This is a genomic window from Bradyrhizobium sp. UFLA05-89, assembly GCF_059803475.1.
This window is the reverse complement of sequence record NZ_JBANBA010000069.1, coordinates 21,846-47,775: the sequence shown is the minus strand read 5'-3', so window position 1 is coordinate 47,775 and position 25,930 is coordinate 21,846. Positions and strand designations below refer to the sequence as shown.

The 25,930-nt window shown below is 64.2% G+C and carries 25 protein-coding genes and 1 pseudogene; 18 read left to right on the top strand and 8 right to left on the bottom strand.

Features of this window, described 5'->3' with window-relative positions; all coding sequences use genetic code 11:
• From SO139_RS29355 to SO139_RS29315, 9 genes and pseudogenes are all read left to right on the top strand, one after another.
• Nucleotides 1-242: pseudogene (locus SO139_RS29355) on the top strand (NAD(P)/FAD-dependent oxidoreductase); the annotation flags it as partial.
• A 97-nt stretch (nucleotides 243-339) separates the two neighbouring features.
• On the top strand, nucleotides 340-852 hold the full coding sequence (msrB, locus tag SO139_RS29350) for a peptide-methionine (R)-S-oxide reductase MsrB (protein ID WP_498541061.1): 513 nt from the start codon (nucleotides 340-342) through the stop codon (nucleotides 850-852).
• 179 nt (nucleotides 853-1,031) lie between these two features.
• Nucleotides 1,032-2,810, top strand: coding sequence for a flagellar hook-basal body complex protein (locus tag SO139_RS29345; RefSeq protein WP_449377050.1), 1,779 nt, complete (start codon nucleotides 1,032-1,034; stop codon nucleotides 2,808-2,810).
• A 38-nt stretch (nucleotides 2,811-2,848) separates the two neighbouring features.
• Nucleotides 2,849-4,717: a flagellar hook-associated protein FlgK gene (flgK, locus tag SO139_RS29340; RefSeq protein WP_449377051.1), complete on the top strand. Its 1,869-nt coding sequence runs from the start codon at nucleotides 2,849-2,851 to the stop codon at nucleotides 4,715-4,717.
• Between the two features lie 20 nt (nucleotides 4,718-4,737).
• Nucleotides 4,738-6,621, top strand: a complete 1,884-nt coding sequence (locus SO139_RS29335) for a flagellin (RefSeq protein ID WP_449377052.1) — start codon at nucleotides 4,738-4,740, stop codon at nucleotides 6,619-6,621.
• Between the two features lie 71 nt (nucleotides 6,622-6,692).
• Complete coding sequence (locus tag SO139_RS29330) at nucleotides 6,693-7,472, top strand: hypothetical protein (RefSeq protein WP_449377053.1); 780 nt, start codon at nucleotides 6,693-6,695, stop codon at nucleotides 7,470-7,472.
• 9 nt (nucleotides 7,473-7,481) lie between these two features.
• Nucleotides 7,482-9,062 (top strand): hypothetical protein, encoded by a 1,581-nt coding sequence (locus tag SO139_RS29325; protein ID WP_449377054.1) that lies wholly within the window; start codon nucleotides 7,482-7,484, stop codon nucleotides 9,060-9,062.
• Nucleotide 9,063: 1 nt separating this feature from the next.
• On the top strand, nucleotides 9,064-10,314 hold the full coding sequence (locus SO139_RS29320; RefSeq protein WP_449377055.1) for an ATP-grasp domain-containing protein: 1,251 nt from the start codon (nucleotides 9,064-9,066) through the stop codon (nucleotides 10,312-10,314).
• Entirely contained in the window at nucleotides 10,311-11,813 is a 1,503-nt protein-coding gene (locus SO139_RS29315) for a pyridoxal phosphate-dependent decarboxylase family protein (protein WP_498541060.1), read from the top strand. Before SO139_RS29320 ends, SO139_RS29315 begins: the two co-directional genes overlap by 4 nt.
• Nucleotides 11,814-11,888: 75 nt before the next feature.
• On the opposite strand, the gene flbT is transcribed toward SO139_RS29315, so the two are convergent.
• Nucleotides 11,889-12,314, bottom strand: a complete 426-nt coding sequence (gene flbT / locus SO139_RS29310) for a flagellar biosynthesis repressor FlbT (RefSeq protein WP_449377057.1) — start codon at nucleotides 12,312-12,314, stop codon at nucleotides 11,889-11,891.
• Nucleotides 12,315-12,641: 327 nt separating this feature from the next.
• On the opposite strand from flbT, the gene SO139_RS29305 reads away from it, so the two are divergent.
• The 4 genes from SO139_RS29305 to SO139_RS29290 all read left to right on the top strand — a co-directional run bounded on the left by SO139_RS29305 (nucleotide 12,642) and on the right by SO139_RS29290 (nucleotide 17,140).
• The gene (locus SO139_RS29305) at nucleotides 12,642-14,249 is read left to right on the top strand and encodes a DUF1522 domain-containing protein (protein ID WP_449377058.1); all 1,608 of its coding nucleotides are present in this window, start codon (nucleotides 12,642-12,644) and stop codon (nucleotides 14,247-14,249) included.
• A 246-nt stretch (nucleotides 14,250-14,495) separates the two neighbouring features.
• Nucleotides 14,496-16,106, top strand: a complete 1,611-nt coding sequence (locus tag SO139_RS29300) for a flagellin N-terminal helical domain-containing protein (protein ID WP_449377059.1) — start codon at nucleotides 14,496-14,498, stop codon at nucleotides 16,104-16,106.
• A 290-nt stretch (nucleotides 16,107-16,396) separates the two neighbouring features.
• Complete coding sequence (gene flaF / locus SO139_RS29295; RefSeq protein WP_449377060.1) at nucleotides 16,397-16,765, top strand: flagellar biosynthesis regulator FlaF; 369 nt, start codon at nucleotides 16,397-16,399, stop codon at nucleotides 16,763-16,765.
• A 9-nt stretch (nucleotides 16,766-16,774) separates the two neighbouring features.
• Complete coding sequence (locus SO139_RS29290; RefSeq protein WP_449377061.1) at nucleotides 16,775-17,140, top strand: hypothetical protein; 366 nt, start codon at nucleotides 16,775-16,777, stop codon at nucleotides 17,138-17,140.
• Here SO139_RS29290 and SO139_RS29285 read toward each other — a convergent pair.
• The 4 genes from SO139_RS29285 to SO139_RS29270 all read right to left on the bottom strand — a co-directional run bounded on the left by SO139_RS29285 (nucleotide 17,137) and on the right by SO139_RS29270 (nucleotide 19,674).
• Nucleotides 17,137-17,499 (bottom strand): hypothetical protein, encoded by a 363-nt coding sequence (locus tag SO139_RS29285; RefSeq protein WP_449377062.1) that lies wholly within the window; start codon nucleotides 17,497-17,499, stop codon nucleotides 17,137-17,139. The two genes, SO139_RS29290 and SO139_RS29285, sit on opposite strands and share 4 nt — an antisense overlap.
• A gap of 157 nt (nucleotides 17,500-17,656) precedes the next feature.
• Nucleotides 17,657-18,172 carry a hypothetical protein gene (locus SO139_RS29280; protein ID WP_498541059.1) on the bottom strand — a complete coding sequence of 172 codons (516 nt, stop codon included), beginning with the start codon at nucleotides 18,170-18,172 and terminating at the stop codon, nucleotides 17,657-17,659.
• A 12-nt stretch (nucleotides 18,173-18,184) separates the two neighbouring features.
• Nucleotides 18,185-18,550: a flagellar assembly peptidoglycan hydrolase FlgJ gene (gene flgJ / locus SO139_RS29275; protein WP_449377064.1), complete on the bottom strand. Its 366-nt coding sequence runs from the start codon at nucleotides 18,548-18,550 to the stop codon at nucleotides 18,185-18,187.
• A complete protein-coding gene (locus tag SO139_RS29270; protein ID WP_449377065.1) occupies nucleotides 18,550-19,674 on the bottom strand; it encodes a flagellar basal body P-ring protein FlgI in 1,125 nt (374 codons plus the stop codon). The genes flgJ and SO139_RS29270 overlap by 1 nt, the downstream gene beginning before the upstream one ends.
• A 270-nt stretch (nucleotides 19,675-19,944) precedes the next feature.
• Here SO139_RS29270 and SO139_RS29265 point away from each other — a divergent pair, with 270 nt between their 5' ends.
• Nucleotides 19,945-20,358 carry a flagellar assembly protein FliX gene (locus SO139_RS29265; protein ID WP_449377066.1) on the top strand — a complete coding sequence of 138 codons (414 nt, stop codon included), beginning with the start codon at nucleotides 19,945-19,947 and terminating at the stop codon, nucleotides 20,356-20,358.
• Nucleotides 20,359-20,543: 185 nt separating this feature from the next.
• Here the strand turns inward: SO139_RS29265 and SO139_RS29260 are convergent, their stop codons facing one another.
• Nucleotides 20,544-20,915 (bottom strand): winged helix-turn-helix transcriptional regulator, encoded by a 372-nt coding sequence (locus SO139_RS29260; protein ID WP_027526331.1) that lies wholly within the window; start codon nucleotides 20,913-20,915, stop codon nucleotides 20,544-20,546.
• A gap of 130 nt (nucleotides 20,916-21,045) precedes the next feature.
• Between SO139_RS29260 and SO139_RS29255 the strand changes: the two genes are divergently transcribed.
• The gene (locus SO139_RS29255) at nucleotides 21,046-21,657 is read left to right on the top strand and encodes an NAD(P)-dependent oxidoreductase (RefSeq protein WP_498541058.1); all 612 of its coding nucleotides are present in this window, start codon (nucleotides 21,046-21,048) and stop codon (nucleotides 21,655-21,657) included.
• Nucleotides 21,658-21,871: 214 nt separating this feature from the next.
• The gene (gene dksA, locus SO139_RS29250) at nucleotides 21,872-22,237 is read left to right on the top strand and encodes an RNA polymerase-binding protein DksA (RefSeq protein ID WP_085966600.1); all 366 of its coding nucleotides are present in this window, start codon (nucleotides 21,872-21,874) and stop codon (nucleotides 22,235-22,237) included.
• Nucleotides 22,238-22,517: 280 nt separating this feature from the next.
• Here the strand turns inward: dksA and SO139_RS29245 are convergent, their stop codons facing one another.
• Nucleotides 22,518-22,919, bottom strand: a complete 402-nt coding sequence (locus SO139_RS29245; RefSeq protein WP_449377068.1) for a winged helix-turn-helix transcriptional regulator — start codon at nucleotides 22,917-22,919, stop codon at nucleotides 22,518-22,520.
• 94 nt (nucleotides 22,920-23,013) lie between these two features.
• Here SO139_RS29245 and SO139_RS29240 point away from each other — a divergent pair, with 94 nt between their 5' ends.
• Nucleotides 23,014-24,042, top strand: coding sequence for an SDR family oxidoreductase (locus tag SO139_RS29240; protein ID WP_498541057.1), 1,029 nt, complete (start codon nucleotides 23,014-23,016; stop codon nucleotides 24,040-24,042).
• Nucleotides 24,043-24,130: 88 nt separating this feature from the next.
• Nucleotides 24,131-24,910: a 2-keto-4-pentenoate hydratase gene (locus tag SO139_RS29235; protein WP_449377070.1), complete on the top strand. Its 780-nt coding sequence runs from the start codon at nucleotides 24,131-24,133 to the stop codon at nucleotides 24,908-24,910.
• Between the two features lie 250 nt (nucleotides 24,911-25,160).
• Here SO139_RS29235 and flgH read toward each other — a convergent pair whose 3' ends face one another.
• Nucleotides 25,161-25,928 carry a flagellar basal body L-ring protein FlgH gene (flgH, locus tag SO139_RS29230; protein WP_449377071.1) on the bottom strand — a complete coding sequence of 256 codons (768 nt, stop codon included), beginning with the start codon at nucleotides 25,926-25,928 and terminating at the stop codon, nucleotides 25,161-25,163.
• Between the last annotated feature and the right edge of the window lie 2 nt (nucleotides 25,929-25,930).

The following is a 25,930-nucleotide window of genomic DNA, read 5'->3' as shown; positions in this document are numbered from 1 at the left end:
TGATCGGGCTCTGGGGCAGGGCGAGCTCGGCCGCGGCCGGCTCGCTCGCCCGTTACCGCGAGCGAGGGCGGGTCAAGGAGCGGGAACGCGAGGCGAAGCTGGCTCGGGCCAACCGGGCCGCCGGCACGGGCCCGCGGCGCCCGCCGCCCGGCGCGGTGCGCCCGGTTCGGCCCTCGCCACGGCCGGAACCGGTGCCGCATGCCGAGGAAGCCGAGCCGCAGGAGCAGGGCGTCTCGCAATAATTTGAGAAAAAACTCCGCCTGACGGTGTAACGTCGCGCGTTCAAGCCCGTATCTCAGCGCGTGGACAGATGAACAGTTCCCTCGCACGGAGAAAGAGATGTTTGACCGCCGCATCCTGTTGACGTTCGTCGCCGGCCTGTTCGGCCTGACGGCGTTCCGCCGGCTGAGAGCGACCCCGGCCAAGGCTGGAGAGAAGGCCGCGGAGAAATTCGAGATCGAGAAGACGGAGGCCGAGTGGCGTGCCCAGCTCACGCCGCAGCAATATGAGATTCTGCGTAACCAGGGCACCGAACGGCCCGGTTCCAGCCCGCTGCTGAAGGAACATCGCAAGGGCGTCTTCGCCTGCGCCGGCTGCGACCTGCCGTTGTTCGCCTCCGACACCAAGTTCGAGAGCGGCACCGGCTGGCCAAGCTTCTACCAGCCGATCGAGGGCAATGTCGGCAAGACCGAGGACCGGACCTTCGGCATGGTTCGCACCGAGGTGCATTGCCGTCGCTGCGGCGGCCATCTCGGCCACGTCTTCGACGATGGCCCAAAGCCGACCGGATTGCGCTACTGCATCGACGGTTTTGGGCTCGTTTTCCACCCCGCGGCAGCGTCCGCGACGTAAGGGTAAGGCCGGCAATTGTTGCCGCCCCGGCAATTGTGCCCCGGTCTCACGGCCGGGGCATGTGTATTTAAGGCATTGATTTTATTCAGATACCCGCATTGGCATAGGCCTTGCGACGTCTCCATTCGATTGCGGCCAAGGGTCGGCCGGCCGCCGAGATCGATTTTGGAGACAAAGTTATGGGTATCTTCGATGCAATGAACACCTCGGTGGGTGGCCTGCAGGCGCAGTCCTACGCGCTTCAGAACATTTCCGGCAACATCGCGAACTCATCCACCACTGGCTACAAGGGCATCGGAACCAGCTTCGAGGATCTCATTCCCGACGCCGAGGTGCCCAGCAAGCAGGTCGCGGGCGGCGTCACCGCGCACGCGCAGGCGACCATCACGACGCAGGGCACGATCTCCTCGTCCAGCGTCGCCACCAACATGGCGATCACCGGCGACGGTTTCTTCTCGGTGCAGAAGGCGAGCGGCGTCGTCGACAACGTGCCGGTGTTCGACGGCGTCAACTACTATACTCGCCGCGGTGACTTCCAGGTCAATGCCAACGGCAATCTCGTCAACGGTGCCGGCTATTACCTGATGGGCGTCGCGGTCGACCCGAAGACCGGCAACGCGCTCGGCAACGTGCCGACGGTGCTGCAATTCCAGAACAACTTCGTCCCGGCGCAGGCAACCACCTCAATCCAATATGCAGCGAACCTGCCAACCCAGCCGAACACCTTGGCGAGCTCGACGGCGACGAGCGGCTCCCTCGTGGCCTATGGTGGCCTCAATCCGTCCGACTTCGTGTCGAGCCCGTTGCCCTATGTCGATGCGACGATCTCCGGCACGGCCGTCAACAACAAGGCTGCTGCTCCCATCACCTCCGCAACGAAGCTGTCGGGCGCCGCGGGTAGCGACTCCTTGACGACGGACTTCGCCGCTGGCGACACTATCGTGGTCGACGGCACCACGATCACCATTACCGCGGCCGGCACTGGCCTGCAGGATTCGACCCACGTCCGCGCGGACGATACCGTCGGTGATCTGCTCTCGGCGATCGGCGGGATCACCGGCGTGGCACCGACGATCAGCGGCGGCGCCATCACGCTTCACACCGGCGCCATGCTGGACCTCACCGTCACGAGCACGCCGTCGGCCGACCTTTCCGCGCTCGGTTTCAGCTCGGTATCGCAGGCCCGCGGCACCGGCAACAGCGTCGTGACTAGCAACGACGTTGCGACCTTCACCAAGGAGTCCATCAGCGGCGGCGCGGTGACCGCGTACAATGCTTCCGGCACGCCGGTGAACCTGCAATTGCGATGGGGCAAGGTCGACAGCGCCTCACTCGGCGCCGGGCACACCGACACTTGGAACCTGTTCTATCAGTCGGACGCCAATGCGACCGGCACGCAGACGGCATGGATCAACACCGGCACCAATTTCACCTTTGCCAGCGACGGCTCGCTCACCTCCCCGAGCGGTTCGGGCATCACCATCCCCAACGTCACCGTCGGCGGCCAGTCGCTGGGCTCGGTCGCCTTCAACATCTCCTCCGGCGGACTGACGCAATATGCCAGCACCAGCGGCGCCGTCACCATCAACACCATCACGCAGAACGGCTACGCCGCCGGCCAGCTCCGCTCAGTCGCCGTCAACAACAACGGCATCGTGGTCGGCACCTTCTCCAACGGCCAGAACCTCGATCTCGCCGCGGTGACGTTGTCGCACTTCAACGGCACCAACTACCTGAAGGCGATGGACGGCGGCGCCTACGCCGTCACCGACCAGTCGGGCCCGGCGATCGATGGCGCTTCCGGCAGCATCAGCGGCTCGTCGCTCGAGGGATCGAACACCGACATCGCCGACGAATTCACCAAGCTGATCGTGACCCAGCAGGCCTATTCGGCCAACACCAAGGTCATCACGACGGCGAACTCGATGGTGCAGGATCTCCTGAACGTGTTGCGCTGATCAGCGCTGACGCAGCGTAACCAGAGGCGGGCAGTAACATGGGTTTGAGTTCATCCCTCGCCAGCGCAATGAGCGGCCTGCGTGCCAACCAGGCCGCGCTTTCGATCGTCTCCTCGAACGTCGCCAATTCGCAGACGCCGGGTTACGTCGCCCAGTCTCCGAATCAGATCGAGGTCACCACCGGCAATTTCGGCTCGACGGTGACGACCACCGGCGTCAGCCGCGACCTCGATGCCTACGTGCAGGGCCAGCTCCGCACCGAGACCGGCGGCGGCGGCTATGCCGACCAGATGGCCAACATCCTGAAGCAGCTTCAGAATGTCTACGGCAACCCCGGCGGCAGCGGCACGCTCGAGACCGCGCTGAACGATTTCACGAGCTCGCTGCAGGCGTTGTCGACGAGCGCAGGCGCGTCGTCGGCGCAGACCGTCGCGGTTGCCGCCGCGCAGTCGCTGGCGCAGCAGCTCAATCTCACGACCAAGGGCATCCAGTCGCTGCGCAGCAATGCCGAGCAGGATCTCGGCACCTCGGCGCAGCAGGCCAACGCGGCGATGCAGCAGATCGCCGACATCAATACCAAGCTGCAAGGCCTGAGCTCGAGCGATCCGTCGGCCGCGACGCTGATGGATCAGCGCGACCAGGCGATCAACACCCTGTCGAAATATGTCGACGTCCGCGTCGTCACCGACGGATCGAACCAGGCCAACGTCTACACCAACACCGGTATCCAGCTCGTCGGCGCGGGGCTGGCCTCGAAGTTCACCTTCTCGTCCGCGGGCGCGCTGACGGCGAACTCGCTCTATGACAGCAATCCGGCCAAATCCGGCGTCGGCGCGTTCAACATCTCGCTGCCGAATGGCTCGTCGATCGACGTCGTCGCCAACAACGTGGTGTCGTCGGGACAGATCGCCGCCGATCTCAAGCTGCGCGACCAGACGCTGGTGCAGGCGCAGACCCAGGTCGACCAGCTCGCTGCGACGATGGCGAGCGCCATGTCCGACAAGACCACGGCCGGCACGGCCGTCGCCGGCCCGCCGTCCGGCTTCACGGTCGACATTTCCAATACGGCGCCTGGCAATTCGGTCAACCTGACCTACACCGACACCGCGACCAACACCCAGCGCCAGATCACGATCGTCAACGTGACCGATCCGGCGGCGCTGCCGTTGCAAAATGCCACCAATGCCAATCCGCTCAAAGTCGGCGTCGACTTCTCCGCGCCGATGGCCACGATCCTGTCCACGCTCAACACCGCGCTCGCCGGCAGCGCACATCTGTCGTTTGCAGGCTCCGGCACGACGCTCCAGATCACGGACGACGGTACCGGTTCGAGCACGGTCAAGTCGGCCTCGGTGACCAAGACGATCTCCGCGCTCCAGTCGGGCAATGCGCAATTGCCGTTATTCACCGACGGCAGCGCGCTATACACCGGCGCGATCACCTCATCGGGATCGCAGATGACCGGACTTGCGGGACGCATCGGCGTGAACGCGGCGGTAGTGACCGACCCGAGCAAGCTCTCGGTCTACAACACCACGCCGGTGACGCCCGCCGGCGATACCACGCGCTCGGACTTCCTCTACACGCAGCTCACCAGCTCGGTGTTCTCGTACTCGCCGACGACGGGGCTGGGCTCGTCGAGCCAACCGTTCAGCGGCACGGTCTCGAGTTATCTGCAGCAGTTCCTGAGCATCCAGAGCAATGCCTCGACCCAGGCGACAGCGTTGCAGCAGGGCCAGAGCGTCGTGGTCTCGACGCTCCAGGCAAAGTTCAACTCGACATCCAGCGTCAACATCGACTCGGAGATGTCGAATTTGATCCAGCTCCAGAATGCGTATGCCGCCAACGCTCACGTGATGTCGGTGGTGCAGAGCATGATGAACACGTTGCTCCAGGCTCAGACGTAACTAGTACAGGGCTCTGAAACATGTCGATCAGCAGCATCAACTATTCCTCGTCGGTCCTCGGCGCGCAGATCCGCAACATCAATCAGCAGCTCACCGACCTGTCGACGCAGCTCTCTACCGGCAAGCTCTCGCAGAATTATTCCGGCATGGGGACCAACGAAGGCTTTGCGATCGCCTCGCGCGCGCAGCTTTCGAACATCGCCGCCTATACCGACACGATCACCAACGTCAACGTCAACATCAACCTCGCCAACACCGCGCTCCAGTCGCTGACGACGATCCGCAACACGGTGCAGACGGGCTCCGCCAGCACCGCCCAGGATCTCAACGTCAACGGACAGACCATTGCGCAGAACACCGCCGCTGCCCAGTTCGCCTCGATGGTCGGCGTCCTCAACACGCAGTCGGGCAACCGCTATCTGTTCTCCGGGACCGCCTTCAACACGCAGTCGGTCGCGGACGCTGGCACCATCATCAACGGCACCACGACACAGGCGGGCCTGAAGACCATCATGGCAGAACGCCAGGCGGCCGACCTCGGCGCCAACGGCATGGGTCGGCTGGTGCAGACGCAGCCGACGCCGAGCTCTGTGCAGGTGTCCGAGGACGTCGCGGGATCGCCGTTCGGGTTGAAGATCGCTGCCGTCTCCTCGACGCTGACAGGCGCGACAGTCACGGGTCCGAGCGGCTCGCCGGTGTCGTTTTCGGTGGACCTCAACGGCACCAATCCGAACAATGGCGACAAGCTTAGCGTCCAGTTCACGCTACCGGACGGCTCGACCGAGCAGATCGACCTGACCGCCTCGACCGCCACGCCGACGCCGGCCGGCAGCTTTGCGATCGATACGACAACCCCGGGCAACACCGCCACGAATCTCAACACCGCGCTGAACACCGCGATCCAGAAGCTCGCCAACACCTCGCTGGTGGCGGCATCCGCCGTGGCCGCCGGCGACAACTTCTTCAACACCGCGAGCTCGGCGATCGGCGCTGCCAAGACCAACCAGGCGGCGCCACCCGCACCGATCAGCGGGACGACGGCATTGTCCGGCACGGCTCCCTCGGACTCGATCTCGCCGGGCTTCACCGCCGGCGACACCATGACCGTCAACGGGACCACGCTCAGCTTTGTTGCATCGGGCGCGACCGGCAACCAGCTCAACGTCACCGACAGCATCCAGACCTTGCTTACCAAGATCGACCAGATCACGGGGACCTCGAAGCCGTCGACCGTCCATGGTGGCGCGATCACGATCAACACCGACGATGCGGCGAGCCTGAGCATATCGGGCTCGACTCCGGGCGCGGTGGCGGCACTGGGCGCGCTGGGTTTCAGCTCGTCGCCGATCACAGCCACGCAGCCGCCGCTGCGCGTCGGCTCCTCGCCCGCGAGCTCGGCCACCACGCTGGTGAACGGCTCCGCCAACACCGTGAAATGGTACCAGGGCAATGACGGGCCCGGTTCGCCGCGCTCGACCGCGGTGGCGCGGGTCGACGATTCCGTCACGGTGCAATACGGCGCGCAGGCCGACGAGGATGCGATCCGCAGTCAGTTGCAGGCGATTGCCGTGTTCGGCACGTTCTCGACTTCGCCGACCGGCCAATATTCCGGGGCGCAGGTCGCGGCCCTGAGCCTGCGCACAACGCAGGCGCTGACGCCGCAACCTGGGCAACAGAAGATCGAGGATATCCAGACCGATATCGCGATGGCCCAGAACACGATGAAGGACGCGACCACGCGTCAGACCCAGGCCAAGGCGCAGCTTCAGACCATCATCGACCAGGCAGAGTCGGCGTCTCCCGACCAGGTTGCGAGCGAGATCCTGGCGCTCCAGAACGCGCTCCAGGCGTCCTACCAGACCACGGCAAACCTGGCGCAGCTCTCACTCGTCAAGTTCCTGTAAGGGAGCGTTAAGGCTCCATTAACCATGCCTGTTTACCTCTTGGTGAGGACTTGGGGCACGCGGGGCCATCGATGTCGGATCGGATGCAGCTTGTGGTGGCAACGCCGTGTTTCGGCGGGCAGGTGTCGAGCATCTATGCGAGCTCGGTCTTCGCGCTCCAGCGCGCCGTGCACGGCATGTCCAATCTCGAGCTCAAGGTGCTCTTGCGCGACGGCGACGCGCTGATCACCCGCGCGCGGGCCAATCTGGTCGCAATGTTCCTCGACGATCCCAAGGCGACGCATTTCCTGTTCGTCGACGCCGACATCGGCTTTGCGCCCGAGCAGGTGTTCCGGCTGATCGAATGCGGGGCCGACGTCGTCGCCGGCTGCTATCCGATCAAGCGGATCAACTGGGACAAGGCCAAGCGGGCGATCCAGGCCGGCAGGGCCGACGTGCCGGCGGCTTCGCTCGACTACGTGCTCGAGATCGAGGATGCCGACCGCATCGTCGTCGTCAACGGATTTACCCGCGTGCGTTACGCGGGGACCGGCTTCCTGATGATCCGCCGTCACGCGCTGGAAGCGATGTGTCGGCATCCGAATTACGCGGGCCTGCAGTTCTTCCGCGAGCATTCGCACGACACGCTGGCTACGAGCCAGAACCGCTTCGCGCTGTTTGAATGCATGATCGATCCTGCGACCGGCACCTATCTCTCTGAGGACTTCGCCTTCTGCAAGCGCTGGACCGATATCGGCGGCGAGATCTGGGCCGATATCCAGAGTTCGCTTGATCACGTGGGACCGTCAGTGTTCCACGGCGACATCACCTCGCAATTCGCGCCGGCATCCGCCGCCGCAGACGCCGCGTGAGCTTTCCGGATGAGCGCCGGCGTACCCCGCCTTCGAACTGAAGACGGCCCGCGATACGGGCTGCGCGACCTCTTCACGCCGCTGGAGACGCTGCTGGCCTCCGGTGGCGACCAGCGCCTGGCGCTCGATCCGCGGGACGGTCTCAACGCCTACGCCTGCGCGCCGCAGCCGACGCCCGAGATCTGGAATTTCGCATCCTCGACCGCGTCCTCGATCTCGCAAGTGGCCTATGACCGCGCCGCGCTCGCGCGCGAGGAGCTCGTGCACAAATCGTTGTTCGACGAGGTGGAGATCGCCTTCGACGCCCGCCTCGAGGACATGCGCGACGAATTGCGCGGCCATCTCCAGCTGTCGCCGCGGGTGGATGTCGTGTTCTCGCCTTCCGGCACGGATGCGCAGCTTCACGCGCTGTTCCTGGCGCGTGCCGTGCTCGGCGCGCCGCCGGTCACCATCGTCGTCGGCTCCGACCAGACGGGAAGCGGAACCGCGCTCACCGCGCGCGGGCGCCATTTCAGCTCGGCGACGGCGAGCGGTGTGTCGGTCCGCAAGGACAGTCCGATCGCAGGTCTTGGCGGCGACAGTATCGCGCTGCCGCTGATGGCTGAGGCGGACGCCGATTCCGCGGTGCTTCGCGCAATCCAGACGGTGGTCGCGCAAGGCGCGCCCGTGCTGCTTCAGATCATGGACTCTTCGAAGCTCGGCTGGCGTGCGCCGAGCGAGGACTGTCTCGACGAGATCGCAAAACGTTGGCCGGGCAGGGTTCAGATCGCGGTGGATGCCTGCCAGATGCGGCTGGGGCGGCGACGGCTGCGCTTCTATCTCGATCGCGGCTACCTGGTGCTGGTCACCGGCTCGAAATTCTTCGGCGGGCCGGCCTTCAGTGGCGCGCTCCTGGTGCCCAAGGGATTTGCGCGCGCGCTCGGTCGCTTGAATGAGATTGCACCGGGCTTCCTTGATTACGCCAGCTTCTTCGATTGGCCGAGGGGCTGGAACGGCCTGCGATCACGTTTCGAGCGCCGGCCGAATTTCGGTCAGTGGCTGCGCTGGGAGGCGGCGCTGGCAGAGATCGCCCGCTACTACGCGCTGCCCGGTGCCTTCCGTGCCAAAGCGCTCGGTGAGTTCAAGGCCGGCATCGACGACATGATAGCCTTGACGCCCTCGCTCGGCGCGATCGCGTCCACCGCGCACCGAAGTGGCGTGGACGACGAGGAGTTCGTGCACGAGACGATTTTTCCCATCATGCTTCTGCGCGATGGCCGGCCGGTATCGATCGCCGACACCAACGCGGTCTATCGTGCGCTTGCGCGCGACCTGAACGACGATGGCGTCGGCAGTGCCGCGGACCGGCAGGTGGTGGCGCAGCGTTGTCTCGTCGGCCAGCCAGTGCGGCTGGAGCGGCCGGACGGCACCCAGGCCGCGCCGCTGCGGCTCTGCATCAGCGCGCAGCTCGTGACCGACGCCTGGTCGGCGGATGCAGCGCAAGCGCAAAAGAATCTTCAGCAGATTCTCGATCGCATCGCCCAGGTGCTGATCAAGATCGAGCTGCTGCTCGGCCGCACGAACAGTGCGGCATCTACATCCGGAGCCTGACATGCAGTCCGAAGTTTCGCATCCGCCCGGCGTGAGCGCGCCGCAAGTTGCCGATCGTATCGGCTTTGCGCGGTTGACGCACCAGGCATTCGTCGGCGTCGATCTGCGACCGCTACGCGATCAGCTCGTGAGCAAGATCGCCGACGGCACCGCGCAGGCCGGCGAGGGGCTCGACCTGTCGTTGATCGCGCAGCTTCTCGGTGACAAGGAGGCGGGTCTTGCGATCCAGGCCGAGGTGCTCGCCTTCCACCAATTGTTCCGCTCGCCTTGCGCCGTTGCAAAGCCCGCGCTGCGCGTGCTCGCGCTTGCTGCGGCGATCGACATGGGTGGCAACACCCCGATCGAATTCCTGCTCGAAAGCTCGGACATCGAGTTGTTGACGCTCTACGTCGTCAAGGGTGTCGGCCTGCCGGAGCCGCTCCCGGATCACGACGTCGCCATCGTCGTCGCATCCGATTCCGAGGAATGTCGCGAGGCGTTGGCTGCGATCGACAATGCCGCCTCGCGCTGGCCGCGGCCGCTTCTCAACCGTCCGGACCGCATCGCCAATCTCGACCGCGACAAGCTGCATCGCCTGCTCGCAGGAACGGCGGGCCTCGACATCCCCACGACGGTCTGCGCGACGCGCGCGCAATTGTCGGAACTGTCGCAGGCGCGGATCCGGTGCGAGGACATCACGAGCGAATTGCACTTCCCGATGATCGTGCGGCCGCGCGGCACGCATGCGGGCGTGGGACTGGCGAAGGTCGATGATGCCGCAGCGCTTGCGGATTATCTGGCCGCGCGGCAGGAGCAGGAGTTCTTCGTCGCGCGCTTCGTCGACTATTCCAGCGCTGACGGATTGTTCCGCAAATATCGCCTCGCCGTCGTCGACGGCAGGCCGTACGCCTGCCACATGGCGATCGCAGATCGCTGGGATATCTGGTACCTCAACGCCTACATGGCCTTCAGCGAAGAGAAGCGCGCGGAGGAAGCCGTCTTCATGCGCGACTTCGACGCAGCCTTCGCGAGCCGTCATCGCGCGGCGCTCGACAAGATGATCGCTCGCGTGGGACTCGACTATTTCACCATCGACTGTGCCGAGAACAGACGCGGCGAGCTTCTGATCTTCGAGGCTGACAACACGGCCGTGGTGCACAACATGGATTCGTCGGACGTGTTTCCGTACAAGCAGCCGCAGATGCGCAAGATCTTTGCCGCATTCACGGCGATGCTGTCGCGACATGCGAAGGCGGACGGGAGCGTTGCATGAACGAGATCATACGGGGCGATATCCAGGGCGCATCTGGAAACACGTCGCTCGATCCGCAGGACTGGAATGCGTTTCGCGCGCTCGCTCACCGTATGCTGGACGAAACGATCGACTCCATTGCCAATGTGCGTGAACGGCCGGTGTGGCAGCCTGCGCCGGATAGCGTTCGCGCGCAACTGAAGGCGGATGTGCCGCGCGCGGCAACCGATCTTGGCGATGTCTATCGCGAGTTCTCCGATGTGATCGCGCCTTACGCGACCGGCAACGTCCATCCCGGTTTCATGGGGTGGGTGCATGGCGGCGGCACCGCGGTCGGCATGCTCGCGGAGATGCTGGCGGCCGGGCTCAACGCCAATCTCGGTGGTCGCGATCACATGCCGATCGAGGTCGAGCGCCAGATCACCGCATGGATGCGCGAGCTGTTCGGCTTTCCCCAAGGTGCCAGCGGCATCTTCGTCACGGGAACGTCGATGGCCAACCTGATGGCGGTGCTGGTGGCGCGCACGAGCGCGCTGGGTTCGCTTGCGCGTCAGCACGGCATCGGCAATGACGGCGCGCTGCTCACAGCCTACACGTCAAAGGCCGCGCATGGCTGCATCGGCAGGGCGATGGACATCGCGGGGCTCGGCATCGATGCGCTACGCCAGATCGATGTCGACGCCGAGCACCGCATCGACGTCGCGGCACTGCGCGCGCAGATCGCCGTCGATCGCGAGGTCGGTTTCAAGCCGTTCCTCGTCGTTGCCTCGGCCGGCACCGTCGATATCGGCGCCATCGATGATCTCGCCGCTCTCGCCCAATTGTGCCGCGAGGAGGGAATCTGGTTCCACGTGGACGGTGCGTTCGGTGCGCTGGCAATTCTTTCACCCGAACTTGTGCCGCGCCTTGCCGGCATCGAGCTTGCCGATTCCATCGCGCTCGATTTCCACAAATGGGGGCAGGTGCCCTATGATGCCGGCTTCCTCATGGTCCGCGACGGTGAGAAGCATCGACAGGCCTTTGCGCAGCCTGCGGCGTACTTGCGGCGCGAGGCGAGGGGGCTGGCTGCGGGGTCGCATTGGCCGTGTGATTTCGGTCCTGATCTGTCGCGAGGTTTTCGTGCGCTCAAGACCTGGTTCACGCTGAAGACTTTCGGTACCGACCGGCTGGGCGCCATGATCGCGCGCACCTGTGCGCTTGCCAAATATCTGGAGGCTCGGATCATCGCCGAGCCTCGGCTCGAATTGTTGGCGCCCGTCAATCTCAACATCGTCTGCTTCCGCTATCGTTCCGACGACGAGGTCAATCGCGAGATCGTTGCCGACATCCAGGTATCGGGCATTGCCGCGCCCTCGAGCACGACGCTGGGCGGCAAGTTTGCGATCCGCGCGGCGATCGTCAATCACCGCACGGATCTAACGGACATCGATGCGCTCATTGCCGCCTTGCTGGATTTCGGCGCGCGACGATCGGGCGACGGCTTGATCGAGATCGACGCACCGCCGCTTGCGGCGCAGTAATCGCTCAAGAGCGCCCGAAACCGCCCCGGACCTGGTCCGGGGCGGTTTCGTTTTGAGATCTGCGAAGCGCCTAGTCTAGGCGGCAGAGCTGACATCGCTCTTCGGATGCGTGGCTTCGAACTGCTCCCGCAGCTTGTCCTCGTAGGCGATCAGCTTGCGGGCATCCTTGAGCGCCCGGTAGAGATCGCCGGTCATGATGTTGTTGTTGATGCCCTCGATGATCGGCCAGGCGCTCGGCACGGCGGTGACGATGTCGCGCACCAGGTTGAAATAGGTGCCGTGCTGGCTCTGCGGATCCGGCGAGATGTACATCAGCTGCACCGCCAGATAGACGAGCCTGGCCGGCGTGTTGGCGGTCTCGGGCGTGAGGATGTCGCGCTCGCGCAGGATCGGCACGTTCTCGCCGTCGATCAAAAGGCGGGCGCGCTGGTCGGTGTTGGTGATCACGCAGTTGCCGACGATGATGCGTTCGTGCGGTCTGAGCTCGACTTTGAGAGCCATGCCTGTTCTCCATCAACGCTTTTGTAAATGAGCGACTGGCGCGCCCAATCAATGACGGCTGTCGGCTCTGATTGGGCCTGATCCTTGCCGAATGTGGTTAACGCGCCGTAAACGCCGACGGACGTTGCCGAAAAGCGAATGATTTCAATTGGCTGACGACGGACAAGGGCCTGACTTGGGCCGTTGCGGGAGGCCGTTTCGGCCCGACGGGGACAAAAGCGGGGGTTTCATTTCACGGATTGTTAGAAGCTTGGACGCACCGTCCGGCGGTCGTTTGATCAATCTCGGTCAAACAGGACGCGTAGCTAATACCAGAAAGGTAACAGTATGTCCGGTATCGTTCTCTCCGCATCGGTTCGTCAGAACCTGCTCTCCCTCCAGTCCACCGCCGACCTCCTCGCCACCACCCAGTCCCGTCTGTCGACTGGCCGGAAGGTGAACTCGGCTCTCGACAATCCGACCAACTTCTTCACCGCCCAGGGCCTCGATAACCGCGCCAGCGACATCGGCAACCTGCTCGACGGTATCGGCAACGGCGTGCAAGTGCTGCAGGCCGCCAACACCGGTATCACCTCGTTGCAGAAGCTGGTCGACAGCGCGAAGTCGATCGCCAACCAGGTTCTGCAGAGCCCGACGGGCTACTCCACGAAGTCGACCGTGACCTCGACCGCGATCACGGGTGCAACCGCCAGCAACCTGCTGGGCACCGCCTACACCAACAACACAGTCGCCGGCACTGCCGTGCTGAACGACAACACCGGCACTGCGGTCAATATCACAGCAGCCACCCAGCTGGTTGGCACCGCGGGTGCGTCATCCGACGACCTTAGCACCGCCATCACCAACGGTTCGGTCCTGACGGTCAACGGCAAGACCATCACGTTCGACAACACCGTGACCACCTCGACCCAGGACGCCGCCGGCAACTTCACCATCGGCATCAAGTCGGGCAGCACCTTGACGGTGGGAACCGTGCTTTCCGCGATCGATACCATCACCGGGACCGGCACGGCTTCGACCGTCGCGAGTGGCAAGGTCACTCTGAGCACCGGCACGACCTCTGATCTCACGATCTCGGGTTCGGGCAACGCGCTCGCCGCGCTCGGTCTCTCCGCCGGCACGACCGCTCGCGTCCCGCCCGCCATCTCGGGCCAGACGCTGACGATCGCCGCCACCGGCGGCGGCACTGCCACCAGCATCACCTTCGGCACCGGTACCGGCCAGGTCTCGACGCTGAACGGGCTCAATTCGGCGCTCGCGGCGAACAACCTGCAGGCCTCGATCGACTCCACGGGCGTGATCTCCATCACGACCACCAACGACGCGGCGTCCTCGACGATCGGCACGGTCGGCGGCTCGGCCATCACCAGCGCCGGTCCGTTCCACAGCGCCACCGTGTCGGCTCCGGTCGCCGATCCGACCTCGCAGGCCCAGCGTGCGAGCCTGGTTGCGCAGTACAACAACGTGCTCGCGCAGATCAACACGACGGCGCAGGATGCGTCCTTCAACGGCGTGAACCTGCTGAACGGCGACACGCTGAAGCTGACGTTCAACGAAACCGGCAAGTCGACGCTGAGCATCACCGGTGTGACCTTCAACACCGCCGGTCTCGGCATCTCGAGCCTCACCTCGGGCACCGACTTCCTGGACAACGCTTCGGCCAACAAGGCGCTGACCGTGCTCAATGCGGCCAGCACCACGCTGCGCTCGGAAGCATCGACGCTGGGTTCGAACCTGTCGGTCGTGCAGATCCGCCAGGACTTCAACAAGAACCTGATCAACGTCCTGCAGACCGGCTCGTCCAACCTGACGCTGGCCGACACCAACGAGGAAGCGGCCAACAGCCAGGCGCTGTCGACCCGCCAGTCGATCGCAGTGTCCGCGCTGTCGCTGGCCAACCAGTCGCAGCAGAGCGTGTTGCAGCTTCTGCGCTGATACGCGGCGAAAATCGCTAGCCAAACCATCGCGGCGGGGCATTTGCCCCGCCGCTTTTTTTCGTCTCGCGATACGACTGCCTGGCAAGGGGCGGGTCGCGGGATTAACCAATCGTTAACCCTGCCGCTTAAGCCGCCATTAACCTTAATTTAAAGGACACCCCCTAAAACTGGACAAAAGCCAGTTCTCCAGATCGGCGAGCCCCGATTCGTACCCGGTTTCGCGTCTCAACAGGAAGATCCGCCAATGTCCAACATCGTTCTTTCGGCATCGGTTCGCCAGAACCTGTTGTCGCTTCAGTCGACGGCAGACCTGCTCGCGACGACGCAGGAGCGCCTTGCGACCGGAAAGAAGGTGAATACCGCGCTCGACAACCCCACCAACTTCTTCACTGCCCAGGGGCTCGACAATCGCGCCAGCGACATCAGCAATCTCCTCGACGGCATCAGCAATGGCGTTCAGGTGCTGCAGGCCGCCAACACCGGCATCACCTCGCTGCAGAAGCTGGTCGACAGCGCCAAGTCGATCGCGAGCCAGGTGCTGCAAAGCCCGACGGGCTATTCGCCCAAATCCAACGTCACGTCAGCCGTGATTACCGGTGCGACCCCCAACAATCTGCTCGGCACGGCCTATACCAACAACACGGTCACCGGCACCGCCGTCAACAACGACAACACGAGCGGCGCGCAGCCGATCACCGCGGCGACCAAGCTGATCGGCACCGCCGGCGCGGGTTCCAACGACCTCGGAACCGCAATCACCAACGGCTCGGTTCTGACCGTCGACAACAAGACCATCACCTTCTCGACCTCGCAGACCACCTCGACCACCGATTCCTTTGGCAACGTCACCATCGGCATCGGCTCCGGCAGCAACTTGACGGTGCAGACCGTGCTGTCCGCGATCGACAGCATCACCGGTGCCGCGACGGCCTCGACCGTCAACGGCAGCGGCCAGCTGGTGCTGAGCACCGGCACGACGCAGGATCTGACGATCTCCGGCTCAGGCAACGTGCTCACGGCGCTCGGCCTCGCCGCCGGCACCACCGCCCGCGTCCCGCCCCCGCTGAGCGGCGAGACGCTGACGATCGGTGCAACCGGCGGCGGCACCGCGACGAGCATCACCTTCGGCACCGGCACCGGGCAGATCTCGACGCTCAATCAGCTCAATGCGGCGCTGGCGGCGAACAACCTGCAGGCAACGATCGACACGACGGGGCACCTCAACATCGTGACATCCAACGATGCGGCTTCCTCGACGATCGGCACGATCGGCGGCACGGCTGCGGCGAGCGGTCAGCCCTTCTACGGCCTGACCGCGCCAGCCCCTGTCGCCGACCCGGATTCTCAGGCCACCCGTGCGAATCTCGTCGCGCAGTACAACAACGTGCTGGCACAGATCAATACGACTGCGCAGGACTCCTCCTACAATGGTGTGAACCTGCTGAATGGCGACACGCTGAAGCTCGTGTTCAACGAAACTGGAAGATCCACCCTGACCATTCAGGGCGTAACGTTCAACTATGCCGGCCTCAGCCTTGCGCCACTGACCCAGAGTGTTGATTTCCTCGACACCAATTCGGCGAACGCCGTCCTTACGTCGCTCAATTCGGCCAGTACGACGCTTCGTGCAGAAGCATCGACGCTCGGTTCGAACCTGTCGATCGTGCAGATTCGCCAGGATTTCAGCAAGAACCTGATCAACGTGCTGCAGACCGGTTCCTCCAGCCTGACCCTCGCCGATACGAACGAGGAGGCGGCGAATAGCCAGGCGCTGTCGACGCGGCAGTCGATTGCGGTCTCCGCTTTGTCGCTGGCCAACCAGTCGCAGCAGAGCGTACTGCAACTGCTCAGGTAGTCCCGGAGCTGACGGGCTTGGTTTGAGATTTCGCGGCGAGGCTGGTGCCTCGCCGTTCTATTTGAATGAGATCGCTAAGACTCGATTAGCTGAGATCGATGTATGATAAGTGCTGTCATTTACAGCGCATGCGCTCGCATTTAGCTTTGACGTGAAGGAAGAACCCGCGACCCGTACTTGTCCGGAGTGCTTCCACACTCTCACGTAAGCAAATCTTAAGCGGTGCTGCCTAGGGTTGGGAAACAAATCCTTAAGCCTTTAAACGGGCGGGGAAGCCTCCAGGGTGATCAATGTCGAGTTCTGCTGCTTCGGCCTACGCGCGTGTCGCCACGACCACTGCATCTCCTCGCGACGTCGAGGCGCAGACACTGCTGAAGGCCGCGAACAAGCTGCAGGACGCGATCAATAACGCCGATCCGCTCAGCGAGCAGACGATGCAGGCGCTGATGTTCAACCGCAAGCTCTGGACCATCTTCCTCAGCGAAGCGATGCGCGACAACAATCCGCAGCCGCTCGAGGTCCGGCAGAAGATCGCCAATATCAGCGTGTTCGTGCTGAGCCAGACCGCTGCGCTGCAGGCCAGCCCGCAGTTCGATCACTTCCGTCCGCTGATCGAGATCAACCGTAACATCGCTGCCGGTCTGTCTGGCCGGCCGTAGGAGGTCCTGGTGGCCGACGTGATGAGCATCCTGTCGAGCTCGTACAAAGCGGCCGGCATGTCGGTTCCGAGCAAGACCAAGTATGTGCCGGTCGACGCGACACTCTATCAGGGCACCTGGTCTGGCACATATTCCGACGGCAAGAAGTTCTCGCTCACCATTTCAGAGGTCAGCGGCTTCCGCGCCCAGGTCAAGTATCAGAGCGGCGGCACGACGCAGTATCAGCAGGTCCTGATCAAGGACTCTTCGTTTCGCTTTGGCAATACGAAGTTCACGCTGAGCGGAACCGGCACGGCGCAGATCAAGAACGTCGTCACCGATCCCGTGACCAACTCGACCTATCTGGATACGGCCCAGGCCACGCTGAGCACCTAGGCGCTGCGGTCGGTCGAGACCGGACGCGAGAGCTCGGACTTGCTCAGATCGAGGGCGTGGAAATAGGCGCGACGGCGCAGCATCGCGTCGTCTGGAAATTGCGTTACCACCGCGTCGGTCTTTTCATTGACGACCTGAAAGACGAACGAGGCCGCGGCCTGGTTGAACACGACCTGGCGCGAGACGTTCTCATTGCCCTGCAAATCATTGCGCGCGGCCGCGCTCGCATCGCTTGCGGCCACCGTCTGGCTTGCCGGCAAATCAGTTTGCACGGCATCGTTCGCCGCCGCGCTCGACGTCGATATAGGCAACGTAGCGGCCGGTATCCCCACCGGCCTGATACTGAAATCTGTACTCACGGCAGCCTCCTGGCCTTGCCCCCGAGTCAAATCCCACCCCGTCCAATCGCGCAACTATGGGGAACTACTATTAAAGGTCCGGTTACGGAACATGGCTAACGGCGCGCCTGATTCGCGGCGCGGATTTTCATCAAATCGGCCCTATCGGGACGCGTTCTCAGAGCGAGCGGCTGACCGAGAGCGGCGTGATGTGGCGCGGACCCGGTGCCGCGCGCCGGCCGGCGGCGGTGTAGGTGTTCGGCACGTTACGCTTCTGGATCTCGGCGTTGACGCCGCGGATCACGCTTTCGGACACTGCGTGCGCGGTTGCGAGCACGGTGAGGTTGACCTGAAGCATGGCGCGGAAGGCATCGTGATGGCGATGCAACGTCGAGAGCAGCTCGGGCGCGGATTTCGCAAGCTGGGTCTGGTTCGCCTTGAGCTGGCTGACGGCGCCGACGTAGCGGCGGGACAATTCCTGCTTCTTCGATTCAAATGCCAGCGCTTCGCGCAGGCGGCCGGCACGCACCAGCTCGGTCTCCCGCTCGATCAGCCCGAGCAGCGCGCTCATCGCGTCCATCAGGTCCTCGGCGAGCTTGCGGGCCTCGGCGCTGCCCGGTGCGCTCGCGCTGCCGGGTGCAGCGGCAGCGCGAGGGGCGGGCACCGGCTGACGTGACGCGTTGAAGTGGTTCATGTCGTTTGGACCTTATGCCGTGCGGACGGTTTTCGCCTGCTGCAGGATGAGGGTGCGGTAGACTTCGCTGGCCACGCCGACGCCGCCGGCATTGGCGAAATTCTTCGCGTACTGCTCGGTCAGCATCGAGCGCCACACGCCGGTGCCGACCGTGTCGCCGAACGGGCCTTCACCCTTCAGGCCCGACGTCATCTGCGAGAACATCGCGTTGAGGAACATGCCCTCGAAGTCGGTCGCGGTCTTCTGGGCCTTGGCCTGCTGCTGTGGCGAGACCTTTTGCAGGGCGCTCGCGAGCTCGAAGTCGGGCCGGCCGTTGCGGCTCTGCACCGAGAAGGCAGAGGAGGCGATGGTGGGCGTGCTGATCGCGCCGGTCTGCATCACATCACCTCGATGTCGGCTTCGATCGCGCCGGCGGCCTTGATCGCCTGGAGGATGCTGATGAGGTCGCGCGGGCCGATGCCGAGGCCGTTGAGGCCGTCGACGAGCTGCTGGAGCGAGACGCCGTCCTTGACGACCGCGAACTTCTTGCCGTCCTCGGTGACGCTGACGCCGGTGCGTGGGGTGACCACGGTGCGGCCGCGCGACAGCGGATTGGGCTGGCTGACCTGCGGGCTCTCGGAGATCGTGACGGTAAGGTTTCCTTGCGCCACCGCAACGGTCGCGACACGGACGTCGCGGCCCATCACGATGATGCCGCTTCGTTCGTCGATGATGATCTTGGCGGCGAGATCAGGATCGACCTGAAGCTGCTCGATCTCGGTGAGGAAGGCGACGACGTTGCCCTTGAACTCCGTCGGGATCGAGAGCTGCACGGTGGAGGGATCGATCGGCTCGGCGCTCTTGACGCCGAGATAGTCGTTGATGGCGGCCGCGATGCGCTTTGCCGTGGTGAAGTCGGCGTTGCGCAGTGCCAGCCGGACGTTCGGCAGGCGGTTCAGCGCGAACTCGATCTCGCGCTCGATGATGGCGCCGTTGGCGATGCGCCCGACCGTCGGCACGCCGCGGACGATTTTTGCAGCTTCGCCCTCAGCCTGGAAGCCGGAGATCGCGAGCGAGCCCTGGGCGACCGCATAGACGTTGCCGTCTGCACCGAGCAGGGGGGTGACGAGCAGTGTGCCGCCCTGCAAGTTCTTGGCATCGCCGAGCGCGGACACGGTGACGTCCATGCGCGTGCCCTGCGTCGCGAAGGCCGGCAGATTGCCGGTCACCATGACGGCGGCGACGTTGCCGGTGCGGATGGTGGCGCCGCGGATGTTGACGCCCATGCGTTCCAGCATCGCCTGCAGCGACTGCTTGGTGAAGGGGATGTTGTTGAGCGTATCGCCGGTGCCGTTGAGGCCGACGACGAGGCCATAGCCGATGAGCTGGTTCTGCCGGACGCCTTCGATATTGGCGAGGTCCTTGATGCGCGAGGTCGCGCTTGCAGGCGCGGCCGTGAGGGCCAGCGCTGACAGCGCGGCACATGCCACCCCCAATAACCTTGCCCAACGCACGCCTGGCATCCTCTGCTCCCCGAGGCTCCTTTGGATCTCGGACCTGTTCGACACTCCCATGACGAGCTGGTCCGAACCTCTCTATGCGAGCGCTGTGCCAGCGTGGTGCGATGAAGCTAGTTGATTGAATAGGTTGATTAAATTGAACTGCATCGGCGCCAGCCGATGTTCGCCTTACGGAGCGAAACTGCCGCCTGTCGGCAGATTTTGCCGGGCTGTTTACGCCTCATTAACCATAATGCGGCGAAGCTGCGGTCAACGATCACGCGGATTCCTGCGATGCGCATCTACGGACCGAACGGCACCACGCTTGGAGCGCCCGCCAGCCAGGCCAGGCGGACGAGCTCCGGCAGCTTTGTGCTGCCCGACACCTCCTCGACGCAGGAGACCAAGTCCGCGTCCGCGCCGAAGGCCGCCGCCAACATCGATGCGCTGCTTGCGCTGCAGGGCATCGAGGAGGACCCGGTCGAGCGGCGCAAGCGCTCGGTCGCCCGCGGCAAGACCGCACTCGACGTGCTCGACGATCTCAAGATGGGACTGCTGTCGGGCAACCTCGACGCCTCGACGGTGATGCGCCTGCGCGATGCGGCAGCGAACCTCAAATCGTCATCCGGCGATCCCGGCCTGGATGCCGTGCTCTCCGAGATCGAGCTGCGCGTCGAGGTCGAGCTCGCAAAGGCCGGGCAGGGCTGAGCCGCGGTTCTCAGCCGCTGTGAAGACTCTCTCCTCGCGTCGTCGCCCGGCTTGACCGGGCGACCCAGTACGCCGTGGCCCTTGTTACGTATCTCGCTGCCTCTAAAATACTGGATGCCCCGCTTTCCTTCGCGGGGCATGACAGCAGAGTTTTGCGGCGGCTGCTTACGCACCTTGAACGGTAGTTAGGCCGCCTCCTGCTTCTGCTGCGCGTCGTAGCGGCGCTGTGCAGCGAGGACGTCCTTCAGGTTCTGCTCGGCCCAGTCGCGCAGGGGATCGACGGCGGCCGCTAACGTCAGCCCGAGCTGCGTGATCGAATACTCGACCGTCACCGGAACGGTTGCGATGGCGCGGCGCTTGATCAATCCGTCGCGTTCGAGTGATTTGAGAACCTGGCTCAACATCTTCTGCGAAATGCCTTCAATCGTCCGGCGCAACTGATTGAAACGCATCGCATCCTCACGCAGCAGCAACAGGATCAGCACCGCCCATTTGTCGCCGACGCGATCGAGGATCTGGCGTGTCGGGCAATTGGCTGCGTAGACATCGGGCTTCATTGTCTTCGTTCCTCGCGATCTGTTCCGGTTACTCCTGCGTAAGCAGGTAAGCCGAAAGTGCTCTCTTAACACCAGCATTCTTTGCGATATCTAGTCACCACTAGTTACCACAGAAGCAAAGGAGCCTTCCATGAAAATCGCAGTCACTGGGGCCTCGGGCCGGGCCGGTTCGGAGATCACCAAGGAGCTGTCCCGCCGCGGCTACGCCGTCACCGCCATTGCCCGGAACCCGGAGAAGATCGCTCAACTGCCGAACGTCACCCCGACCAAGGGCGATGTCCTCGACCAAGCCGGGCTCGCCAAGCTCTGGGCCGGGCATGACGTCGCCATCAGTTCCGTTCACTTTCTCGCCAGCGACCCGCACAAGCTGATCGGCGCCGCCAAGGACTCGAAGGTTGGCCGCTACCTCGTGGTTGGCGGTGCCGGCAGCCTCGAAGTCGCCCCCGGCGTGAAACTGGTCACAACCCCCGGTTTTCCCGCCCAATACAAGGCCGAAGCGGAGAAAGGTTCCGCGTTCCTCGACCTGCTGCGGCAGGACAAGGAGCTGAACTGGACCTTCATCTCGCCCTCGGCCCTGTTCGTGGAGGGTGAGCGGACCGGCAAGTTCCGGCTTGGGACCGACCAGCTTCTCGCAGATGCGAGCCGGAAGAGCTGGATCACATTCGCCGATTACGCCATTGCGCTGGCCGACGAGATCGATCGGCCTTCGCACCTGCGGAAGCGTTTCACGGTCGGTTATTGAGTGGATAACCGCCCCCAGGCGCTTGCCGATAAAGCTGCCGGTGCAAGGACTTGGGGGCGGTAACGCCAAGATCAGGGAAATATTGTCTGTCACAGGAGGCCGCTATATAAGCCCGGCTCAACGGACCCTGTCCGTTGCGAGTCGTTGCTTAAAAAAGAATAGGCCGCCCTTGGAAAAGTTGAAAAATTACCGACCGACCGAAAAAGAGCCTTTCATGAACGACCGGCAGAAGGAGTACTTCCGTTTGAAGCTCCTCGCCTGGAAGGATGAGATCCTCAAAGAGTCCAAGCTCACCCTGCAAGCCCTGCAGGAGGAGAACGTGAACCACCCCGATCTCGCTGATCGGGCTTCGTCCGAAACCGACCGTGCCATCGAACTCCGCGCCCGCGACCGCCAGCGCAAGTTGATCGCCAAGATCGACGCCGCGCTCCAGCGCATCGAGGACAACACCTACGGCTATTGCGAAGAGACCGGCGAGCCGATCTCGTTGAAGCGGTTGGAAGCCCGCCCGATCGCAACGCTGTCGGTGGAAGCGCAGGAGCGCCACGAGAAGCGCGAGAAGGTCTATCGCGACGAATAGGAGTTGAGCCGCAATCCGCGGTTCCTCATGAACGATGCATCTGGCGCGTAGCGTCGCGCCGTGCTTGAGTTTTTGCGCCGATCAGGGCGCGCACCGAAGCCCGCGGTGACAATCGCGAAAAATGAATCGCGATCAAGGGGCTAGACGCAACTCCTTCCGGCTCACGTGAGCTCGCATGCGAAAGAGCCTTCACTTCGGGTGAGGATGTTTTTGCGAGTCGGAGCAACGGGATCGACTCGACTGCTAAAGATGCGACCGGCGGCACGAAACATCGCCGTCATCACGCATCCTGCGCGAGCGCGGGGCGCGCGCCGCCATAGAGCCTGGACCAGCTCAACAACTCCTTGAAGGCAGGCAGCAGGCCATAGGCCGCATCGGTCAGCTCATACTCCACCCGCAACGGCTTTTCGGCAAAGGCGGTCCGCGAGACGAGGCCGTCTCGCTCGAGCTCGCGCAGCTGCGTGGTCAGCATGTGCTGGGTGATGCCGGCGACCGACCGCCGCAAGGCGCCGAAGCGCATGCTCCCGTTCATCAGCGCGAACAGGATCTCGAGCTTCCATTTGCCGCCGACCGCATGGATCGCGCGCTTGAAGTCGCCGAGCAGGATGGGATCGGGGGCGCAGTCGCAATCGCCGTCGCAAAGCGAGGTGGTCGGGTTTTCCATACCGGTCTCGAATTTCATTCTACTTGTGCGTTCCGCAGATAGTGACCAGATGCGGCCGGCAGCAGGGTCCGGTCGGACAAATTTGCCGGCCCGCGAGCGAAGGGTTTGCGACATGAGCACTGTTCTGGTCACGGGTGGATCGGGTTTCGTCGGCATCCATGCCGTCCTGCAATTGCTGGCCGCAGGCCACGAGGTGCGGACCACGGTCCGCCGACCGGACCGGCAGGCTGATGTGCTGGCGATGCTGCGCGAGGGCGGTGTCGATCCGGCCGAGCGGCTCACCTTCTTCACCGCCGACCTGACCAGCGACGAGGGCTGGCGTGAGGCGGTTGTAGGCTGCGACTACGTCCTGCACGTGGCCTCGCCGCTTTCGACCACGGTCCCCAGGGACGAGAACGAGATGATCATCCCGGCCCGCGACGGGACGCTGCGGGTGCTGCATGCCGCGCGCGAGGCGGGCGTCAAGCGCGTGGTCATCACCTCGTCGCTGGGCGCGATCGGCTACGGCCATCCGCCGCGCACCACGCCATTCGACGAGAGCGACTGGACCAATCTCGACGGCGACGACGTCCAGCCCTACGTCAAATCCAAGACGTTGGCCGAGCGGGCGGCCTGGGATTTCGTCGCCCACGAGGGAGGCGGACTGGAGCTCGCCGTCGTCAATCCCACCGGCATTTTCGGTCCGGTGCTGGGGCCGGATTTCTCCGGCTCGATCGAGATCGTCAAATTGCTGCTCAACGGCGCCATGCCGGCGGTGCCGCGGATCTATTTTGGTCTGGTCGACGTACGTGACGTGGTCGACCTGCATCTGCGGGCAATGAGCGCGCCCGAGGCCAAGGGCGAGCGTTTCATCGCGGTCGCTGGCGAGACGCTGTCGCTCCTGGACATCGCCAATGTGCTGAGGCGGGAGCTGGGGCCGGCGGCGCGCCGGGTTCCACGTTTCCAGGCGCCGGACTGGCTGGTGCGCCTCGCGGCGACCGGCGTTCCCATGCTGCGCTACACCTTGCCGATGCTTGGCAAGGTGCGGCGGTCGACCAGCGCCAAGGCGGCGCGGCTGCTCGGTTGGCAGGCGCGCTCCAACGACGAGGCGATCCTGAGCTCGGCCGAGAGCCTGATCCGGCTTGGCCTCGTCAAGGCGTGACCGGCCGGGCGCAGCCGCAGCGCTTGTCAGGCGGGGGCGGGGATGCTGAAGTGCTGCCTCGAGTTGCGTAGCGTGGGAGTCGGCGCCGATGGACAGAATTCTCGCAGCCGCGAAGGAGATCGCGCTAGCGCGCCGCAACCACGCTCCGCTCGCGCCGCTCGAGGTTCCACCCAGGGATGAGGCGGAGGGTTACAAGATCCAGGGCGCGCTGCACGACCTGCTGCTGCCCCATGTCGGCGCGCTGGTCGGCTACAAGATCGGCTGCACCAGCCAGGTCATGCAGGACTACATGCAGATCGACCATCCCTGCGCCGGTGGCGTGTTCGAAAAGGTCGTATATGACAGCCGCGCAAAACTGGCCGCTTCCGACTATGTGCGCGTCGGCGTCGAATGCGAGATCGCCGTGCGGCTCAAGCGCGACCTTGCCCCTAGCGAGGCGCCGTTCACCGCCGAATGGGTGGGAGAGGCGGTCGATGCCTACGCTCCCGCAATCGAGATCGTCGACGACCGCTACGTGAAGTGGGAGACCATGGGCGCGCCGACGCTGATCGCGGATGATTTCTTCGCCGCCGGCTGCGTGCTTGGCGCCACACTCGACCGTGCCAATGTACCCGATCTGCGGGCAGTCGCTGGCCGCGCCCTCGTCAACGGCGAGGAGGCGGGCAAGGGCATCGGCGCCGACGTGCTCGGCCATCCCCACAACGCACTCGCCTGGCTCGCCAATCATCTCGCCGCCGAAGGCAAGGGCCTGCACGCCGGCCAGCTCGTGCTCACCGGCAGCCTCGTGAAAACGCTGTGGCTGAAGGCGGGCGACAAGGTGCGGATGGAGCTGGACGGACTGGGCGTGGTGGAGGCGAAGTTCACGTGAGGGCTATAGCCTCCTCTTCCGCAGTCATTCCCCGCGAAGGCGGGGAATCCAGTACGCCACGGCCCATCGATTGAATCTCTGCTGTCTCGGAGTACTGGATCGCCCGATCAAGTCGGGCGATGACAGTTGAGCACGGGGCGCGTCGCCCAAAAACTCATGCGGCCTCCGGCAGGGGAGCTACCGGAGGCCGCGTAGAACATCGCGTTGTGCCTAGGTTCACAACGAGATGTGGGAGCTCTTGAAGAAACTCTTAGAAGGGCAGCAGCACGTCCATCACTTGCTGGCCGTAGCGCGGCTGTTGCACGTCCATGATCTGGCCGCGGCCGCCATAGGCGATACGGGCCTGGGCGATCTTGGTGGAATCGATGGTGTTGTCGCTCTGGATGTCTTCGGGGCGGACGATGCCGGCGACCACGAGCTCGCGGATCTCGTAGTTGACGCGGATCTCCTGCTTGCCTTCGACCACGAGGTTGCCGTTCGGCAGCACCTGGGTGACGACGGCGGCGACGTTGGTCTGCAACGCTTCCTGGCGCTGCACCGAGCCCTTGCCATCGCTGGAGGCGGTGGAGTCGGCGGTGAGGATGCGGCCGGGCAGCACCTTCTGCGCCTGCACGCCGAGCGTCTTCGAGCCGATGAAGTCCGTGATGCCGGAGTCCTCGGAGTTGGTGCGGCTGCGCTGGGTCTCGTTGGAGAGGTTGGCCTTGTCGGTGATGTTCACGGTCACCGTCAGGAGGTCGCCGACCTGATGGGCGCGCTGGTCCTTGAAGAAGGCGCGGCTGCCGTTGCGCCACAGCGAGTTCGGATTGTAGGAGGCGACTTCCGGTTTCGGCATCGGCATCTGCACCGGCTTGTAGCCGGGCTGCGTCGTCGGATTGTCGATCGCGGACAGTTTCGGCTGCTCGCCGATCTGCGACAGACGGTCGATCGAGGAGCACCCGCTCGCAAAGGCGAAGGTTGCGAGCAGCGCGCCGGAGAGGGCGATACGACGAAGACGGGCCGCGGAACTGAACTTGGACATGA

What these genes read in the sequence shown, in the direction of transcription:
- msrB (WP_498541061.1), top strand. Translation starts at nt 340, where the DNA reads ATGTTTGACCGCCGCATCCTGTTGACGTTCGTCGCCGGCCTGTTCGGC.
- SO139_RS29345 (WP_449377050.1), top strand. Translation starts at nt 1,032, where the DNA reads ATGGGTATCTTCGATGCAATGAACACCTCGGTGGGTGGCCTGCAGGCG.
- flgK (WP_449377051.1), top strand. Translation starts at nt 2,849, where the DNA reads ATGGGTTTGAGTTCATCCCTCGCCAGCGCAATGAGCGGCCTGCGTGCC.
- SO139_RS29335 (WP_449377052.1), top strand. Translation starts at nt 4,738, where the DNA reads ATGTCGATCAGCAGCATCAACTATTCCTCGTCGGTCCTCGGCGCGCAG.
- SO139_RS29330 (WP_449377053.1), top strand. Translation starts at nt 6,693, where the DNA reads ATGTCGGATCGGATGCAGCTTGTGGTGGCAACGCCGTGTTTCGGCGGG.
- SO139_RS29325 (WP_449377054.1), top strand. Translation starts at nt 7,482, where the DNA reads ATGAGCGCCGGCGTACCCCGCCTTCGAACTGAAGACGGCCCGCGATAC.
- SO139_RS29320 (WP_449377055.1), top strand. Translation starts at nt 9,064, where the DNA reads ATGCAGTCCGAAGTTTCGCATCCGCCCGGCGTGAGCGCGCCGCAAGTT.
- SO139_RS29315 (WP_498541060.1), top strand. Translation starts at nt 10,311, where the DNA reads ATGAACGAGATCATACGGGGCGATATCCAGGGCGCATCTGGAAACACG.
- flbT (WP_449377057.1), bottom strand. Translation starts at nt 12,314, where the DNA reads ATGGCTCTCAAAGTCGAGCTCAGACCGCACGAACGCATCATCGTCGGC.
- SO139_RS29305 (WP_449377058.1), top strand. Translation starts at nt 12,642, where the DNA reads ATGTCCGGTATCGTTCTCTCCGCATCGGTTCGTCAGAACCTGCTCTCC.
- SO139_RS29300 (WP_449377059.1), top strand. Translation starts at nt 14,496, where the DNA reads ATGTCCAACATCGTTCTTTCGGCATCGGTTCGCCAGAACCTGTTGTCG.
- flaF (WP_449377060.1), top strand. Translation starts at nt 16,397, where the DNA reads ATGTCGAGTTCTGCTGCTTCGGCCTACGCGCGTGTCGCCACGACCACT.
- SO139_RS29280 (WP_498541059.1), bottom strand. Translation starts at nt 18,172, where the DNA reads ATGAACCACTTCAACGCGTCACGTCAGCCGGTGCCCGCCCCTCGCGCT.
- flgJ (WP_449377064.1), bottom strand. Translation starts at nt 18,550, where the DNA reads ATGCAGACCGGCGCGATCAGCACGCCCACCATCGCCTCCTCTGCCTTC.
- SO139_RS29270 (WP_449377065.1), bottom strand. Translation starts at nt 19,674, where the DNA reads ATGCCAGGCGTGCGTTGGGCAAGGTTATTGGGGGTGGCATGTGCCGCG.
- SO139_RS29265 (WP_449377066.1), top strand. Translation starts at nt 19,945, where the DNA reads ATGCGCATCTACGGACCGAACGGCACCACGCTTGGAGCGCCCGCCAGC.
- SO139_RS29260 (WP_027526331.1), bottom strand. Translation starts at nt 20,915, where the DNA reads ATGAAGCCCGATGTCTACGCAGCCAATTGCCCGACACGCCAGATCCTC.
- SO139_RS29255 (WP_498541058.1), top strand. Translation starts at nt 21,046, where the DNA reads ATGAAAATCGCAGTCACTGGGGCCTCGGGCCGGGCCGGTTCGGAGATC.
- dksA (WP_085966600.1), top strand. Translation starts at nt 21,872, where the DNA reads ATGAACGACCGGCAGAAGGAGTACTTCCGTTTGAAGCTCCTCGCCTGG.
- SO139_RS29245 (WP_449377068.1), bottom strand. Translation starts at nt 22,919, where the DNA reads ATGAAATTCGAGACCGGTATGGAAAACCCGACCACCTCGCTTTGCGAC.
- SO139_RS29240 (WP_498541057.1), top strand. Translation starts at nt 23,014, where the DNA reads ATGAGCACTGTTCTGGTCACGGGTGGATCGGGTTTCGTCGGCATCCAT.
- SO139_RS29235 (WP_449377070.1), top strand. Translation starts at nt 24,131, where the DNA reads ATGGACAGAATTCTCGCAGCCGCGAAGGAGATCGCGCTAGCGCGCCGC.
- flgH (WP_449377071.1), bottom strand. Translation starts at nt 25,928, where the DNA reads ATGTCCAAGTTCAGTTCCGCGGCCCGTCTTCGTCGTATCGCCCTCTCC.